The organism is Azohydromonas australica DSM 1124, assembly GCF_000430725.1.
In the GTDB taxonomy this organism is placed as follows: Bacteria; Pseudomonadota; Gammaproteobacteria; order Burkholderiales; family Burkholderiaceae_C; genus Azohydromonas; species Azohydromonas australica.
Map to the genome: position 1 here is coordinate 473608 of NZ_KE387203.1, position 14854 is coordinate 488461.

Annotated in this window: 11 protein-coding genes and 1 pseudogene; 6 read left to right on the plus strand and 6 right to left on the minus strand. The window is 71.6% G+C overall.

Translation table 11 applies throughout. From position 1 onward, the window contains the following. Nucleotides 1-4: 4 nt before the first annotated feature. From H537_RS0121295 to H537_RS44545, 4 genes are read right to left on the minus strand one after another with little or no spacing between them, the layout of a single operon-like run. Complete coding sequence (locus H537_RS0121295; protein ID WP_051243039.1) at nt 5-772, minus strand: hypothetical protein; 768 nt, start codon at nt 770-772, stop codon at nt 5-7. Continuing rightward, a complete protein-coding gene (locus H537_RS0121300) occupies nt 772-3879 on the minus strand; it encodes an efflux RND transporter permease subunit (RefSeq protein WP_028999465.1) in 3108 nt (1035 codons plus the stop codon). Before H537_RS0121300 ends, H537_RS0121295 begins: the two co-directional genes overlap by 1 nt. Next, nucleotides 3876-5009, minus strand: a complete 1134-nt coding sequence (locus H537_RS0121305) for an efflux RND transporter periplasmic adaptor subunit (RefSeq protein ID WP_028999466.1) — start codon at nt 5007-5009, stop codon at nt 3876-3878. Before H537_RS0121305 ends, H537_RS0121300 begins: the two co-directional genes overlap by 4 nt. Before the next feature lie 59 nt (nt 5010-5068). Further along, on the minus strand, nt 5069-6355 hold the full coding sequence (locus H537_RS44545) for a TolC family protein (protein ID WP_084150851.1): 1287 nt from the start codon (nt 6353-6355) through the stop codon (nt 5069-5071). Nucleotides 6356-6563: 208 nt separating this feature from the next. Between H537_RS44545 and H537_RS0121315 the strand changes: the two genes are divergently transcribed. Then, the gene (locus H537_RS0121315) at nt 6564-7232 is read left to right on the plus strand and encodes a response regulator transcription factor (protein WP_028999467.1); all 669 of its coding nucleotides are present in this window, start codon (nt 6564-6566) and stop codon (nt 7230-7232) included. Between the two features lie 122 nt (nt 7233-7354). Here the strand turns inward: H537_RS0121315 and H537_RS0121320 are convergent, their stop codons facing one another. Next, nucleotides 7355-9172, minus strand: coding sequence for a sensor histidine kinase (locus tag H537_RS0121320; RefSeq protein ID WP_169517059.1), 1818 nt, complete (start codon nt 9170-9172; stop codon nt 7355-7357). Nucleotides 9173-9315: 143 nt separating this feature from the next. On the opposite strand from H537_RS0121320, the gene H537_RS44550 reads away from it, so the two are divergent. The 4 genes from H537_RS44550 to H537_RS44555 all read left to right on the plus strand — a co-directional run bounded on the left by H537_RS44550 (nt 9316) and on the right by H537_RS44555 (nt 13793). Further along, the gene (locus H537_RS44550; RefSeq protein WP_043459391.1) at nt 9316-9657 is read left to right on the plus strand and encodes a DUF1161 domain-containing protein; all 342 of its coding nucleotides are present in this window, start codon (nt 9316-9318) and stop codon (nt 9655-9657) included. Nucleotides 9658-9744: 87 nt separating this feature from the next. Further along, nucleotides 9745-10680, plus strand: coding sequence for an aldo/keto reductase (locus H537_RS0121330; RefSeq protein WP_238446752.1), 936 nt, complete (start codon nt 9745-9747; stop codon nt 10678-10680). Continuing rightward, nucleotides 10680-11381, plus strand: a complete 702-nt coding sequence (locus H537_RS0121335; RefSeq protein ID WP_028999470.1) for a DUF6064 family protein — start codon at nt 10680-10682, stop codon at nt 11379-11381. Before H537_RS0121330 ends, H537_RS0121335 begins: the two co-directional genes overlap by 1 nt. A gap of 198 nt (nt 11382-11579) precedes the next feature. Continuing rightward, nucleotides 11580-13793, plus strand: a complete 2214-nt coding sequence (locus H537_RS44555) for a sensor domain-containing protein (protein ID WP_169517060.1) — start codon at nt 11580-11582, stop codon at nt 13791-13793. A gap of 9 nt (nt 13794-13802) precedes the next feature. Here H537_RS44555 and H537_RS0121345 read toward each other — a convergent pair whose 3' ends face one another. After that, nucleotides 13803-14609 (minus strand): ABC transporter substrate-binding protein, encoded by an 807-nt coding sequence (locus H537_RS0121345; protein ID WP_028999471.1) that lies wholly within the window; start codon nt 14607-14609, stop codon nt 13803-13805. A 118-nt stretch (nt 14610-14727) separates the two neighbouring features. On the opposite strand from H537_RS0121345, the pseudogene H537_RS56845 reads away from it, so the two are divergent. Then, nucleotides 14728-14853, plus strand: a pseudogene (locus tag H537_RS56845) (LysR family transcriptional regulator); the annotation flags it as partial. Nucleotide 14854: the final 1 nt, after the last annotated feature.

Sequence of the window (14854 nt, forward strand, 5' to 3'; positions counted from 1 at the left end):
CCCGTCAGAAGCGCCAGCCGCCGCCTATCCGCAGCACGTCGTCCGGCCCGAAGTTCTGCTTCGGGTCCCAGGCCACGCGCAGGAACCAGCGCGGGAAGTCCACCGTGGCGGTGAAGCCCGTGGCGCGCACCATCTCGCCGTCCTCGCCCTGGCCGCGCTTGCGCAGCAGGTCCAGCGTCAGGCGCCGGCCCTCGGGCAGCGGCCACTGGCCGGTGAGGTGCACGTGCTGCTGGCCGGTGTGCAGCCGGTCGTCGCGCACCACCGTCACGCCCAGGGCGCGACCGTCGTCGCCCTTCCACCCCACCACGGCCGTGAGCGCGTCGTTGGGGTCGAAGTTGAGGTTCTGGTAGGGCTTGAGGTTGGTGCGCCCAATGCCGGCCTGCACGTAGAAGCGCTCGCCGGCCTGCAGCGCCAGGCTGCCGCCCCAGAAGCCGCGCGAGGCGGCCTGCACCGAGGGCAGCAGCGACAGCGGCAGCGCGTCGCCGCCCAGGCGCCACTGGCTGTCCCAGCCGATGCGGGCCTGGCGGCCGAAATCGCGGTCCTCGTAGAACCCGACCCAGGCGCTGCTGCTCTCGCGGCGCCAGCGCAGGTTCAGGTCGATCCCGTCGGCGCCGCCGCGCACGAAGTGGCGCGTGGCCGTGAGCTTCCACGGCAGCGCGTTCTCGTCCTGCGCCACCGGCGTCTGCGCGGCGGCGACGCCGGCGGCTGCCGCCAACGCCACCGCCACGCCGGCCTGCCGCCGGCGGGATGCAGCGTGGCGGCGCCCAGCCATCAGGGATGGCCGCCCATCAGCACCGGCTTGATGCCCTTGGCTTCCTCGCGCCGCGCCATCCAGGCGTAGAGCGTGGGCAGCACCAGCAGCGTCAGCACCGTGGCCGAGACCAGCCCGCCGATCACCACCACCGCCAGCGGGCGCTGGGTCTCGGCGCCGATGGCGTGCGACAGCGCCATCGGGAACAGGCCCAGCATCGCCAGCATCGCCGTCATCAGCACCGTGCGCAGCCGCGTGAGGCTGCCCTGCAGCACCGCCTCGGTGAGATGCATGCCTTGCGCCCGCAACTGGTTGTAGTAGGTCACCATCACCACGCCGTTGAGTACCGCCTGCCCGAACAGGGCGATGAAGCCGATGGCCGCGGACACCGACAAGGGGATGCCCGTGATCGCCAGCGCCAGGATGCCACCGATGAGCGCGAAGGGGATGTTGGAGACGATCAGCAACGCGTTGTTGAACGACTTGAAGGCATCGAACAGCAGCAGGAAGATCACCAGGATCGACAGCGGCACCACCCACGACAGCCGCTTCATCGCCCGCTGCTGGTTCTCGAACTCGCCCGACCAGATGATGTCGTAGCCCTGCGGCAGCTGCACTTCCTTGGCCGCGGCAGCTTGCAGGTCCTTCACCACCGAGCCCATGTCGCGGTCGCGGATGAAGATGCCGATGGCCGCCACGCGCTGCCCGTTCTCGCGCGCGATGTTCATCGCGCCGCTGGCCTGGCTGATGTGCGCCAGCCGCCCCAGCGGGACCTGCGCGCCGTTGGGCGCCGTCACGAGCACGTCGCCCAACGCATCGAGGTTGCGGTACTGCGGCGCCAGGCGCACCGTCACGGCGAAGTGGCGCTCACCCTCCCACAGCTCGGACGTCGCCTTGCCTGCCAGGGCAGCCTCGATCACGTCCTGCACGTCACCGACGTTGATGCCGTAGCGTGCTGCGGCGGCACGGTCGATGTCGATCTTGACCTGCGGCAGCTGGCCTTCGCGGTCCACGAAGCTGCGCACTACGCCGGGCGTGGCGCGCGCGATGGACTCGACCTTGCCGGCCAGGCGGTTGAGCTCGTCCAGGTCGTTGCCCTTGATCTTCACCACGATCTGGCCCTTGATCTGCGAGATGCTCTCCAGCACGTTGTCGCGGATGGGCTGCGAGATGCCCGCCTCCAGCCCAGGAACTTTCGACACCGCCGCGCCAAGCTCGTCGAGCAGCGCCTTCTTGGTGACACCATGGCGCCACTCGACCTCGGGCTTGAGGTCCACGAAGGCCTCAAAGCCGTTGAAGATCTTCGGGTCCGTGCCGTCGTCCGGTCGGCCCACCTTGCTCACGACGGTGCGCACCTCCGGAATCTGGCGCAGGTTGCTGCGCAATTGGCGCGAGATCTGCTGAGCCTCCTCCGGCGATACCGAGGCTGGCAAGTCGGTGCTGACCCAGATCGTGCCCTCGTCGAGCTCGGGCAGGAACTCCGAGCCCAGCGTCGTGCCCACGGCCAGCGCCACGGCCAGCGTGCCCAGCGCGGCGGTCAGCACGCGCTTGGGCCGGTGCAGCGCCCACTCCAGCGCCGGCGTGTAGATCTTCTTGCACCCGCGCACCAGCGCGTTGTCCTCGTGCGGCAGGTTCTTCTTGAGCAGCAGCAGGCACAGCAGCGGCACCAGCGACAGCGCCAGCACCAGCGAGCCCACCAGCGCCGAGGTCACGCTCCAAGCCATGGGCGAGAAGATGCGGCCCTCATGGCGCTGCAGCGTGAAGATGGGCAGGTGCGCCGCGATGATGATCACCATCGAGAACAGCGTCGGCCGGCCCACCTCGACGGTGGCGCGCATCACCGCCTTCATGCGCTCGACCTTGTTCTTCATCTGGTGCTCGTTGAGCTCGCCCAGGCGGCGGAAGATGTTCTCCACCACGATCACCGCGCCGTCCACGATGATCCCGAAGTCCATCGCCCCCAGCGACAGCAGGTTGGCCGGGATGCCCACGAAGGTCAGCCCCAGGAAGGTGGCCAGCAGCGACAGCGGGATCACCGCCGCCACGATGGCCGCGGCGCGCAGGTTCTGCAGGAACAGGAACAGCACGAACATCACCAGCATGGCGCCTTCGGTGAGGTTCATGAAGACGGTCTTGAGCGTCTTGCCGATGAGCCAGCTGCGGTCGTAGTAGGGCTCGATCTGCACGCCCTTCGGCAGCCCGCGCTCGTTGAGCTGGGCGATGCGGTCGTGCAGCGCCTCCAGCACCTTCGATGGGTTCTCGCCCTTTCGCATCACCACCACGCCGTTGACGATGTCGTCGGCGTCGTCCTGCCCCGCCAGGCCCTGCGGCGGGAAGGTGCCCACGCGCACCTGCGCCACGTCGCGCACCAGCACCGGCGTGCCGTTGACCTCGGCCACCACCACGCGCTCGATGTCGGCCGAGCTCCTGAAGCTGCCCAGCGAGCGCACCAGGAACTGCTGGCGGCCCTGCGTCATGGCGCCGCCGCCGGCGTTGGCGTTGGCGCGCTGCAGCGCGCTGAAGAGCTGGCCCAGCGTGATCTTGTGGTCACGCAGCCGGTCCATGTCCGGGTTGACCTCGTACTGCTTGATGCCGCCGCCCAGCGTCACCAGGTCGGCCACGCCGGGCACCTGGCGCAGCGCCTTCTCCACCACCCAGTCCTGCGTCTCGCGCAGCTCGCGCGGCGTGTAGCCGTCGCCGCGCAGGCGAAACCGCATGATCTCGGCGATGGCGGTGGACGGCGGGGGCACCTCGGTCTCCACGCCCGGGGGCAGGTCCACCGAGCGCAGCCGCTCCAGGATCTGCTGGCGCGCGAGCTGGTCGGTGGTCTTGTCGCCGAAGGTGACCATCATGAAGCACAGCCCGTACTGGGTGTGCGTGAACAGGCGCACCGTGTTCGGAATGCCCGTGAGCGCGATCTCGATGGGGATGGTGACCTGCTTCTCCACCTCCTCGGCAGCGCGGCCCGGGTACAGCGCGATGACGTTGACCTGCGTGTCCGAGACGTCGGGGAAGGCTTCCACCGGCAGGTTCTGGAACGCGATCACGCCCGAGCCGATGAACACGGCCAGCGCCAGCCAGATCATCAGCGGCTGCTTGAGCGCGAACTGGACGAAGCGGTTCATCATTTGGCGGCATCCATCAGCTGGTTCAGGTACAGGCCCCCGCCCACCACCACGCGCTCATCGGCCTTCAGGCCCGAGAGCACCAGCACCGACTGCGGCCCGGCGTTGCGCACCTGCACCTCGCGCCGCTCATAGCGGCCCGGGGCCTGCTGCACGAAGGCGTAGGACTGGCTGCCGCGCAGGAACACCGCGTCGGCGGGCACCTGCGGCTGCGTGGCGGCATGGCGGATGGACGCCGTGACGTACATCTCCGCCTTGAGCTTGCGATCGGGGTTGGGCACGCGCACGCGCACCTTGACCGTGCGCGAGGCCGGGTCCACCGACTCGCCCACCGTCACGATGGTGGCGCTGAAGCGCTCGTCGGGCCAGGCCGCGGCCTGCAGCTCGACGCGCCCGCCGGCCTTGAAGGGCGCCAGCAGCGTCTCGTCCACGTCCAGCGTCGCCCACAGCGAGGCGGGGTCGCTGATGACGAACAGCGGCGGCCCCTGCACGTCCGGCCGCACCTCGCTGCCGGGGTTGGTGTTGCGCTCCACCACCACGCCGGCCAGCGGCGCGGCCAGGGTGAAGGTCTGGGTCACGGACTTCACGCCCACGCCGTACTGCGCCAGCCGCGCACGGGTACGCGCTTCCTCGGCCTGCGAGCGCGCCAGGTCGGCCTCGGCCTGCTGCACTTCCTTGAGGGCGATCACGCCGGCACCGCCCAGTTCGCGCGCGCGCTCGGTGGCGCTGCGCGACAGCCGCAGGTCGGCCTCGGCCTTCTGGTAGTCGGCCTGCGCCTGGCCGATGTCGCCGGAGCTCAGGTCCGCCAGCGCGTCGCCGCGCTTGACCGGCTGCCCCACCGTGGCGCGCAGTCGCTCGATGCGGCCGCCATAGGGCGCCCACACGCGCACGGTGCGGTCCTCGTCCCAGGTCAGGCGGCCGGGCACGGTGAGCTGGCGCTCGGCATTGACGCTGGCGGTCGCGACGCGGATGCCCTGCGGGTCCTTCTGGCCGGGGAAGCTGACCACGGCGCCGGAGATGGCGGGCGCCGGTTCGGGCGCGGCGGGCTCGTGCTTGGCGCAGCCCGCCAGCACGGCGCACAGCACCACGCCGCACGCCAGGGTGCGGCTGCTCAGGGAAAACGGAGGAATCATGGACGGCTCGGAAAAATGGGGAGACGGCACGGAAGGCGTGACGGTCTGCAATGCAGGGCTCAGCGCGAGGCCGCCCCGGCCTCGAACACGGTGGCGCTGGCCTGCAGCGCCGCGGCGGCCTGGGCCAGCTCGGCCTCGGCACTGATGCGCTCGATCTGCGCTGCGCGCAGCGCACGGCGTGCGTCCAGCACCTCCAGCACGCCGCTGGCGCCGCGGCTGAAGGCCAGCTCGGCACCGGCGGCCACGCGCTCGGCCGCGGGCAGCAGCTCTTCCATCACCAGGCGGCGGCGCGCCAGCGCGCCCTGCCATTGCGACTGGGCGCGCGCGGCCTCGCCGGCGGCCTCGGTGCGCGCGCGGCGCAGCGCCTCGGCGGCGCTGTCCACGTCGGCCTCGGCGCGGGCGATCTCGCCCTGGTAGGCGTGGTTCACCAGCAGCGGCACGCTGGCGAACAGCGACACCGTGTTGCCGGTGCCGCTGGAGTTGGTCGGGGTGACGGGGTAGCGGTCGAGCTGCACGCCCACGCTCACGTCGCGCGTGGCCTGCGCCCGGGCCAGCTCGCGGGCGCGCTCGGCAGCCTGCAGCCGCGACTGCGCCGCCACCACGCCGGGGATCTGCTCCGGCGCCGCCGGCACGGGCGGCGCCGCCGGCACCACCAGGCGCGGCTGCAGCGCCCCCGCCTGCTCCGGCGCGCCCAGGGCCAGCGCCAGCTGCTGGCGCAGCGCGCGCAGCTCGTTCTCGGCCAGCACCAGGTCGGACTGCACGCGCAGCGCATCCAGCTCGAAGCGGGTGGCGTCCAGCCGCGCGGCGTCGCCGCTCTTCACGCGCTTCTCGAAGGCCTGCAGCGACTCGCGGTTGAGCGCCGCCCCGGCCGTGAGCTCCTCGCGCCGCGCCAGCGCCGCGGCCAGGGCGTTGTAGGCCGACAGCGTGGCCAGCGTGGCCTGGCGCGTGATTTCGGCCAGGTCGGCGCGCGCGGCCTCGCGCTGCGCCTGCGCCGTGGCCACGCGCAGCTGCGGCTTGCCGCCGCGCTCGATGACCTGGTCCACGCGCAGCTGGTGGTCGAAAGCCTTGTTCCACAGCGAGCCGCTGCCCATGTTGCGCCCCAGGTTGCCCGCGCCCAGGCCGAGCTGCGGGTTCGGGCGCTGGCCGGCGGTGATCACGTCGGCCGCGGCGGCGCCCAGCGCGCGCTCGGCGGCCAGCACGTCGGGATGGCACAGCGGCACGCGCGCACGCACTGCCTCCGGCGTGAGGTCTTGCGCGGCAGCTTGTGAAAGGGCTGGGCAGGCCCATACCGACGCAGCAGGCCACAGCCACGCCGCCAACAACAGCACAGAAGAAAGCTTGGACATGAATCAGCGGCACAGCCCACGCGGCGGCGCCATCCGGCAAAGTGGTTCAGGGGCGGGGGTTTTTTGTTGACGTTGCCCCACGTCAACAGTCCGGGTGCATGCTAGGCAAGCGACCTTGCGAGCAGCTATCAACTGGCAAGGCAAGAGGTTTTGCCCTCAACGGCATGAGTGCCAAGTACGCTCGCGTCCCTCTGAGCCGAGGCTGGACATGTGGCTGCTCCTGATCGAAGACGATGAAGTGACGACTCGCGAGTTGGTGCTGCGCTGGCAGCAACGCAACTGGTCGGTGCTGCACTGCGGCACCCTGGCGCAGGCACAGGCCGCGGTGAAGGACGGGGCGTTTGATGCCATCGTCCTCGACCGCGGCCTGCCAGACGGCGATGGGCTGGACTGGCTGCAGTCGCTGCGCCGACATGACCGACTCACGCCGGTGCTGATGGTGTCCGGCCGGAGCCATGTCGCGGACCGGGTGGCGGGCCTGCGTGCCGGTGCCGATGCCTACATGGTCAAGCCTTTTGCGCCACAGGAGCTTGATGCGCGCATCGACGCGCTCGTACGTGTCGGCGAGCGCGGCTGCGGCGAGATGCTGCGGTTCGGCAAGCTGAGCTGGTTCGGGGCCGAAGGCAGCGCCGTGATCGACGGTCGGCGCCTGCGCATGTTCCGGCGCGAGTTCGAGGTGCTGGGCATGTTGATGCGTGATGCGCCCAACACGGTTGCGAAGACAACTTTGGCCGAGGCTCTGGCTCAACGCAATGGGGACGTTTGCGGCGAAGCGGCCGAGGTCTACGTGTGCAGGCTTCGCAAGAGGCTTGCGGGTTCCGGCATCGAGATCCAGACCGTTCCGCGCTTAGGGTACCGCTTGGCGCTGGGAAGCTGATACCGCGCGAACGTGCGCAGCCTCAGGCGGCCGGCAGCATTTCTAAGCTCCGGCGCCTGGACTGCTGGCCCGCAACATGGTGCATGGCTGCTGCATCGGCTGCCCGCTGCTGGCCGAGGATTTCAGGGGCCCGTGGACGGGGATAGCTCGGCACTGAGGGTGCCTGCGGCAGCTTCCGTGCCGGCGGGGGCTACCAGCACCGGCGGCAGCGGCAGCTCGCACCAGATCTCCGTTCCCTGGCCCGGCTCGCTGCGCACGCCCACCGTGCCGTCGTGCAGCAGCACCAGGCGCTTGACGATGGACAGCCCCAGCCCGACATCGCCGTGGCCCGGCGTGTCCGGGCTCGCGGCCATGGACAGCGGCTCGAACAGGCGCCGGCGCTGCTCGGCCGTCATGCCGCTGCCGGTGTCGGCCACGGCCACGCGCCAGCGGCCTGCGCCCAGCGGCGCCAAGCTCAGCGACACGCTGCCTGCGTCCGTGTGGCGCAGCGCGTTGGACAGCAGGTTGTTGATGATCTGCGCCAGCCGCCGCGCATCGCCCAGCACCGGCTGGCCGTGCGCGGCCATGCCCATGTACAGCTCCATGCGCACGCCCTTGGCCTGCGCGGGGGACTCGAACAGGGCGATGCACTCCTGCGCCAGCGGCGCGAGCGCGAAGGGCTCGCGCTGCAGTGCCAGGCGGCCGGTCTCCAGCTGCGAGAAGTCCAGCAGGTCGTCCACCAGGCCCAGCAGCAGCGTGCCCGAGCGCATCAGGGCGCGCAGCTCGCGGCGCTGTTGCGCGGGCGGCAGCGTGGGCGTCGTGCCGTGCAGCCGCCGTGCCATCTCGATCAGCTCGTGCAGCGGCGCACGGATCTCGCGGCTGATGCCGGTCAGGAACTCGGCCTTGACGCGGTTGGCCTCGGCCAGCTCGCCGATGGCCTGGCGCCGGCGGCGCAGCAGCCTGAAGCTCCACAGCGCCAGCACCGCGATGGCGGCATCCAGCGCCGCCGTGCCCAGGCCCATGAACCAGGCCGACTCGCGCCAGCCGCGCAGCATCAGCCCGTCGGTGGCGAGCGTGACCACCGCCAGCGGGAAGGCGTCGACGGCGCGCGCGGCCACCATGCGCCGGTCTGCCTGGCCGGGGTCGGAGGGCCGCGAGGCCGTGGTCAGCACGTTGGCGCTGCGCCGGCCTTGCGCCTGCGCCTGCTCCAGCGCCTGCAGCGCCGGCGCGTCGCGGTAGGACTCGCTGAGCGGGGACACGCGCTGCGGATGGCGGGCCAGCGGCGTGCCGTCGCGGCGCAGCAGCAGCACGGCGGTGTGGGCGTCGTCGAGGTTGATCGAGCGGTAGAAGCGCTCGAAGTACGACACCTCGATGCCCGTGATCACCAGGCCCAGCATCCGCCCGCTGGAGGAGCGGATCTTGCGCGTCAGGAAGAAGGTCCAGCGCCCGGTGTCGCGGCTGAGCACCGGCGCGGAGAGGTAGGACTGCAGCGCCGGCTGCGCCAGGTGGACCCTGAAGTAGTCGCGGTCGTACACGTTGACGTGCGGTGCCGGGAAGCTGTGGCGGTTGACCAGCACCTGGCCCTGCATGTCGATGATGGCGATGTCGCTGGCCAGCCCGCCCTCGGTGTGCTGCTCGGAGATCCAGTCGAACATGCGCCGCGAGCTGGCGACCTCGCGCAGCCGCGCCTCGCTGTCGCCGGCCTGCTCCTGCACCCGGTCCACGATGCGGCCCAGCACGCCGTCGGCCGTGTACACCACTTGCTGGGCATGCTCCGCCACCGTGGTGGAAAAGTTGTCCATGTACAGCCGCCAGGTGTCCAGCGTGTCCGCGCGCTGCTGGCGCAGCACCAGCGCCGTCGCCAGGCTCAGGGCCGCGATCACCATCACCGCGGCCGCGAGCACCAGCCACTCGCGCAGGCCCTCGGGGTGGCGCGGGGCGCGCTCGGCGGCGGAGGGCATGGATTCGGACATCGGTCGGGCACGCTGCCCAAAGGGTGCGCGGCGCTAGGTAGCAAAAAAGGCGGCGCATCATAGCTACCGGGGTAAACCCGAAGCGTGCAAATCGACCGTTTTATGCTGCGCCGCTCCAAGGAGAAACCCGAATGTTCAAGAAGCTTTCATTTGTGTTGGTCCTGCTGAGCGTGGCCTGGCCGGCGCGGGCCAGCAATTGCGAGGAGATCCAGGCCGGCATCGCGGAGCGCGTGCGTGCCGGCGGCATCGAGCGCTTCACGCTGTCCACGGTGGACATGGAGGCCGAGGCGCCCGGGCGCGCGGTGGGCCGCTGCGACCAAGGGCGCAAGAAGATCATGCTGGTGCAGGAAGCCGGCGCGGTCAGCGCGGACGGCGCGGCGCCCCGGCGTGCGCCGGCGCCGCGCCGCCAGGAGACCATCACCGAGTGCAGGGACGGCACGGTGGTGGTGGGCGGCGGCAGCTGCGGCCGGTAGCCGCTCGCCAGGCGCCAGTCGCCTACGGGCGACGGCTGAAACAACCGGAACGTGACCGGGCGGCGCGCGCGTGGGAAGCTTGCCGCCATGAAGCATCCACCCATGCCCGGACGCCGCCGCCTGCTGGCCGGCTTGGCCGGGGCCGCGGCCGGCTCGCTGGCGCTGCCGGCCACTGCCCAGGGCACCCCCGCGAGCCTGCCCCTGCGCGAGATCCCCTCCAGCCGTGAGCGGCTGCCAGCGATGGGGCTGGGTACCTGGATCACCTTCAACGTCGGGCGCGACGCCGAGCTGCGCGAGGAGAGCACGCGCGTGGTGCAGGCCTTCCTGGACGGCGGCGGGCGTCTGATCGACTCCTCGCCCATGTACGGCTCCTCGCAGGAGGTGGTGGGCGCGGCGCTGCGCACGCTGCGCTCGCGCGACCGGGTCTTCGCCGCCGACAAGGTCTGGACCGGCAACGCCCGCCAGGGGCCGGAGCAGGTGGAAGCCTCGCGCGTCTACTGGGGCCTGCCGCGCCTGGACCTGCTGCAGGTGCACAACCTGCTGGCCTGGGAGCAGCACCTGCCGATGCTGCAGCGCATGAAGGCCGCGGGGCGGCTGCGCTACGTGGGCATCACCACTTCCGAGGGCCGGCGCCATGCCGAGTTCGAGCGCGTGATGGCGACGCAGAAGCTGGACTTCGTGCAGTTCACCTACAACCCCGTGGACCGCGAGGCCGAGCAGCGGCTGCTGCCGCTGGCGCAGGAGCGCGGCATCGCCGTCATCGTCAACCGGCCCTTCCAGCAGGGCGAGCTGCTGCGGCGCTTGGCGCGCCACCCGGTGCCGGCCTGGGCCGCCTCGGAGCTGGGCGCCACGAGCTGGGCGCAGCTGGTGCTCAAGTTCATCGTCGCGCACCCGGCCGTGACCTGCGTGATTCCGGCCACCACGCAGGTTGCGCACGTGCGCGAGAACCTCACCGCCGCCGCCGGGCGGCTGCCCGACGCGGCGCTGCGCCAGCGCATCGCGGCCCAGGTGCAGGCGCTGTGATGGGCGAGTGGTGGACCTACGTCCCGGCGGACGTGCAGCTGTTCTCCCCACGCACCTACGCCCGGCTGGTGGAAGCCCACAACCGCGCGCTGTGGCCGGCGCAGTGGCTGATGCTGGGCTGCGGCGCCGTCGCGTTGGTGGCGCTGCTGCGGCGCGTGGACGGCGCGGCGCGGCTGCTGGCCGCGCTGTGCGCCCTGTGGTGCCTCACGGTGGCCTGGGATTTCCTGGTGCTGCGCTACGGGCGCATCCACTGGGCCGCGCCGGAGATGGCGCTGGGCTTCGCGCTGCAGTCCTTCCTGCTGGCGCTCCTGGCACGGCGCGACGCCTTCGAGCGCGCGCCCGGAGTCCGGGCCCGGGCTGCGGCGGTGCTGCTGCTCCTGCTGGCCCTGGTCGGCCTGCCGCTGCTGGCGCCGGCACTGTCGGGCGGGCCCTGGTGGCGTGCGGAGGTGGTGGGCCTGATGCCCGCGCCCACCGTGCTGGCCATGCTGGCGCTCGTGCCACTCACGCCCGCGGGCCTGGGCCGCTGGCTGCTGTTGCCGCTGCCCCTGGCCTGGTGCGTGGTGGAGGCGGTGACGCTGGCGGCGCTGGGCTCGCCCGCGTGGCCGCTGCTGCCGCTGGCGGCGCTGCTGAGCCTCGTGGCCGGCGCCCGCCGCCGCGGCCGCCGCGCCGCGGGTGCGCCACGGCCCGCGCATCCCGGCTGAGCGCGCGGCGGCCGGCACGTCGTGTCTACTTTGACAGTCCTGTCACACGTCAACCCCCTAAACGGGGCATGGTTGGAGACAATGTCCGTCTGGTCGCGGCGGGTTGCATTTGTGGCCAGCCGCAGGGCCAGGGCGTTCCAACTTTGAGCCGTTGACATGGCCGCGGCGCCCAGGGCGTGCGCGCCGGAGGGAAGCACCTTGAACGACGCTGCCGCCCCGCCGCTGGATGCGGTCCACGGCGACCTTGCGCTGCATGCGCGCGCGCAGGAGATCCTGTCCCTGAAGGCCCGGCTGGAGGGGCTGACCGGCAGTGCCTGGCACGCCGGCGACGCGCAGCGCGACCTGCTGGCGCAGAAGGCGCTGCTGCGCACGGTGCTGGACGAGTCGCCCGACTTCATCGTGCTCAAGGACCACCAAGGCAACTTCCTGCTGTGCAACCAGCCGGTGGCCGAGTTCTACGGCACCACGCCCGAGGCGATGGTGGGCAAGCACGACGGGCACTTCAGCGCGACCAAGGAGCAGGCCGACCAGATGCGCGCCAGTGTCCTGGCCATCATGGCGCACGGCCGCACGGAGATCGTGTTCGAGGAGTCCACCGACCACCGCAGCGGCCAGACGCGGTGGTTCAAGTCGATCAAGAAGCCCTTCCTCGGCGACAACGGGCTGCCGCGCATTCTCGTCATCGCGCACGACATCACCGACATCCGCGAAGCCCAGCAGAAGGTGCAGGACAGCGAGCGGCGCCTGCGCTACGTGCTCAACGTGACGGGCGAGGGCGTGTGGGACTGGGACCTGCGCACCAACGCGCTGCAGCACAACCAGCGCTGGTACGAGTTGCTGGGGCTGGATGGCACGCACCTCACCGGTACCGTCCGGGACTTCCAGAACTGCCTCTTTCCCGAGGACCTGCCCGATGTCATGGCGGCGGTGCAGCGCTGCCTGGACGGCCATGGCCCCTACCGCCACGAGCACCGCATGCGGCGCCTGGACGGCAGCGCCATCTGGGTGCTGGACCGCGGCGACGTGGTCGAGCGCGACGCGCAGGGCCGGCCGCTGCGCATGGTGGGCAGCTTCACCGACGTGACCGAGCGCCGCCAGGCCGAGGAGCTGACGCAGCGCCTGGCCTTCTACGACCCGCTCACCGGGCTGCCCAACCGGCGCCTGATGCTCGACCGGCTGCAGCACGCGCTGGCGCTGGGCCGGCGCAACGGGCAGCTGGGCGCGCTGATGTTCATCGACCTGGACAACTTCAAGTCGCTCAACGACAGCCACGGCCACGCCAGCGGCGACGCGCTGCTGCAGGAGGTCGCCCGGCGGCTGCGGGACTGCCTGCGCGCCAACGACACGGCCGCGCGCATGGGCGGCGACGAGTTCGTGGTGATCGCCGAGGACCTGGGCACGCTGCCGCTGGAAGCGGCCTCTCAGGCGCAGGTCATCGCCGCCAGGCTGGTGGAGTGCATTGCGCAGCCCTACGAGCTGGAGGGCAAGCGCTACTGCGGCAGCGGCAGCATCGGCATCGCGCTGTTCGGCCTGCCGGACGACACCGCCGACGAGCTGCTCAAGCGGGCCGATTTCGCCATGTACCAGGCCAAGGACGCGGGGCGCCACACGCTGCGCTTCTTCGACCCGGCCATGCAGGAGGCGGTGCTGGCGCGTGCGGCGCTGGCTGCGGACCTGCGCCACGGGCTGGAGCGCGGCGAGATGTTCATCCACCTGCAGCCGGTGGTGGACGGGCAGGGCCGCCGCGTGGGCGCGGAGGCGCTGGCGCGCTGGCTGCACCCGGTGCGCGGCGTGGTGCAGCCGCTGGAGTTCATCGAGCTGGCGGAGCAGCACGGGCTGATCCCGGTGCTGGGCCGCCAGGTGCTGGAGGCCGCGTGCAAGCAGCTCGCGGCGTGGGCGGACGATGCCGCCACGCGGCAGCTGACGCTGTCGGTCAACGTCAGCGCGCGCCAGTTCCACCAGCCCGGCTTCGTCGAGGAGGTGCTGCAGACGCTGCGCCACACCGGCGCCGATGCAAATCTGCTCAAGCTGGAGCTCACCGAGAGCCTGCTGCTGCACGACGTGGAGGAGGTGGCGCAGAAGATGGCGGCACTGCGCGCGCACGGCGTGCGCTTCTCGATCGACGACTTCGGCACCGGCTACTCGTCGCTGGCCTACCTCAAGCGGCTGCCGCTGGACGAACTCAAGATCGACCGCTCCTTCATCAACGATCTGCTCAGCGACCCCAACGACGCGAGCATCGTGCAGACCATCCTGCTGCTGGCGCGCAGCCTGTCGCTGAAGGTGGTGGCCGAGGGCGTGGAGACCGTGGGGCAGCAGCATTTCCTGGCGCGCCACGGCTGCCCGTTCTTCCAGGGCTACCTGTTCGGCCGCCCGGCGCCGGCGGCGGCCTGGGAGGCGGTGCCGGCCTGACCGGTCTTCTCAGCCCCGCTGCCGCGCCGCCCAGCCCGCCACGATGCGCTGCAGCGCGTCCAGCCCGTCGGTGAGCGCGGCGGGACCGGGCTGCAGGATCAGCGGCGACTTGATCTCGTGCAGCTCGCCGTCGCGCACGGCCGGCACGTCCTGCCAGCCCGGGCGCCGGGCCACGTGCTCGGCCCTGAACTTCTTGCCGCACCACGAGCCGATGATGATGTCCGGCTGCCGCGCGATGACCTCGGCAGGGTCGGCCACGATGCGGTCGCGGCCCAGGCCGGCCTGCGCGCGCTCGGGAAAGATGTCGTCGCCGCCGGCGATGCCGACGAGCTCGCTGACCCAGCGGATGGCGCTGATCATGGGCTCGTCCCACTCCTCGAAGTACACGCGCGGCCGGCGCGGCAGCGCCAGCGCGGCGCGGCGCGCGGCCTCGATGCGCGCCTGCAGCGTGCCGGCCAGCGCTTCGGCCTTCTGCGCCGCGCCCACCAGCGCGCCCAGGCGCCGCACGTAGCCCAGAATGCCGTCCACCGAGCGGTGGTTGGCGATCCACACCTCGACGCCGTGGCGCACCAGCGCCTGCGCGATGTCGGCCTGCATGTCCGAGAAGCCGATGGCCAAGTCGGGCTGCAGCGCCAGGATCTTGTCGATGTTGGCGCTGGTGAAGGCGCTGACGCGGGGCTTCTCCTGGCGCGCGCGGGCCGGGCGCACGGTGAAGCCGGAGATGCCGGCGATGCGGTGCTCCTCGCCGAGGGCGTAGAGCACCTCGGTGGGCTCCTCGGTCAGGCAGACGATGCGGCGGGGCAGGGAGTCGCTCATGGACGAATCGGGCGGTGTACGGGCCCCGGAGTGTGAGGGCTGCGGCGGCGGCTCGGGCCCCGGCCCGGAACTGCGGTACACAGCAGCCCGCCCCTCCATCCACCGCGGACCCGACGCCATGACGCTCAAAGAGATCGAAGCCTTCTACTGGACCGCGGCGCTGGGCAGCTTCAGCGTTGCGGCCACGCGGCTGCACATCACCCAGTCCTCGCTGTCCAAGCGGGTGGCGGAGTTGGAGGAGTCGG

Bases quoted from the DNA above. Each gene is read 5' to 3' on its own strand.
- H537_RS0121295 (WP_051243039.1), bottom strand. From the start codon at position 772: ATGGCTGGGCGCCGCCACGCTGCATCCCGCCGGCGGCAGGCCGGCGTG.
- H537_RS0121300 (WP_028999465.1), bottom strand. From the start codon at position 3,879: ATGATGAACCGCTTCGTCCAGTTCGCGCTCAAGCAGCCGCTGATGATC.
- H537_RS0121305 (WP_028999466.1), bottom strand. From the start codon at position 5,009: ATGATTCCTCCGTTTTCCCTGAGCAGCCGCACCCTGGCGTGCGGCGTG.
- H537_RS44545 (WP_084150851.1), bottom strand. From the start codon at position 6,355: ATGTCCAAGCTTTCTTCTGTGCTGTTGTTGGCGGCGTGGCTGTGGCCT.
- H537_RS0121315 (WP_028999467.1), top strand. From the start codon at position 6,564: ATGTGGCTGCTCCTGATCGAAGACGATGAAGTGACGACTCGCGAGTTG.
- H537_RS0121320 (WP_169517059.1), bottom strand. From the start codon at position 9,172: ATGCCCTCCGCCGCCGAGCGCGCCCCGCGCCACCCCGAGGGCCTGCGC.
- H537_RS44550 (WP_043459391.1), top strand. From the start codon at position 9,316: ATGTTCAAGAAGCTTTCATTTGTGTTGGTCCTGCTGAGCGTGGCCTGG.
- H537_RS0121330 (WP_238446752.1), top strand. From the start codon at position 9,745: ATGAAGCATCCACCCATGCCCGGACGCCGCCGCCTGCTGGCCGGCTTG.
- H537_RS0121335 (WP_028999470.1), top strand. From the start codon at position 10,680: ATGGGCGAGTGGTGGACCTACGTCCCGGCGGACGTGCAGCTGTTCTCC.
- H537_RS0121345 (WP_028999471.1), bottom strand. From the start codon at position 14,609: ATGAGCGACTCCCTGCCCCGCCGCATCGTCTGCCTGACCGAGGAGCCC.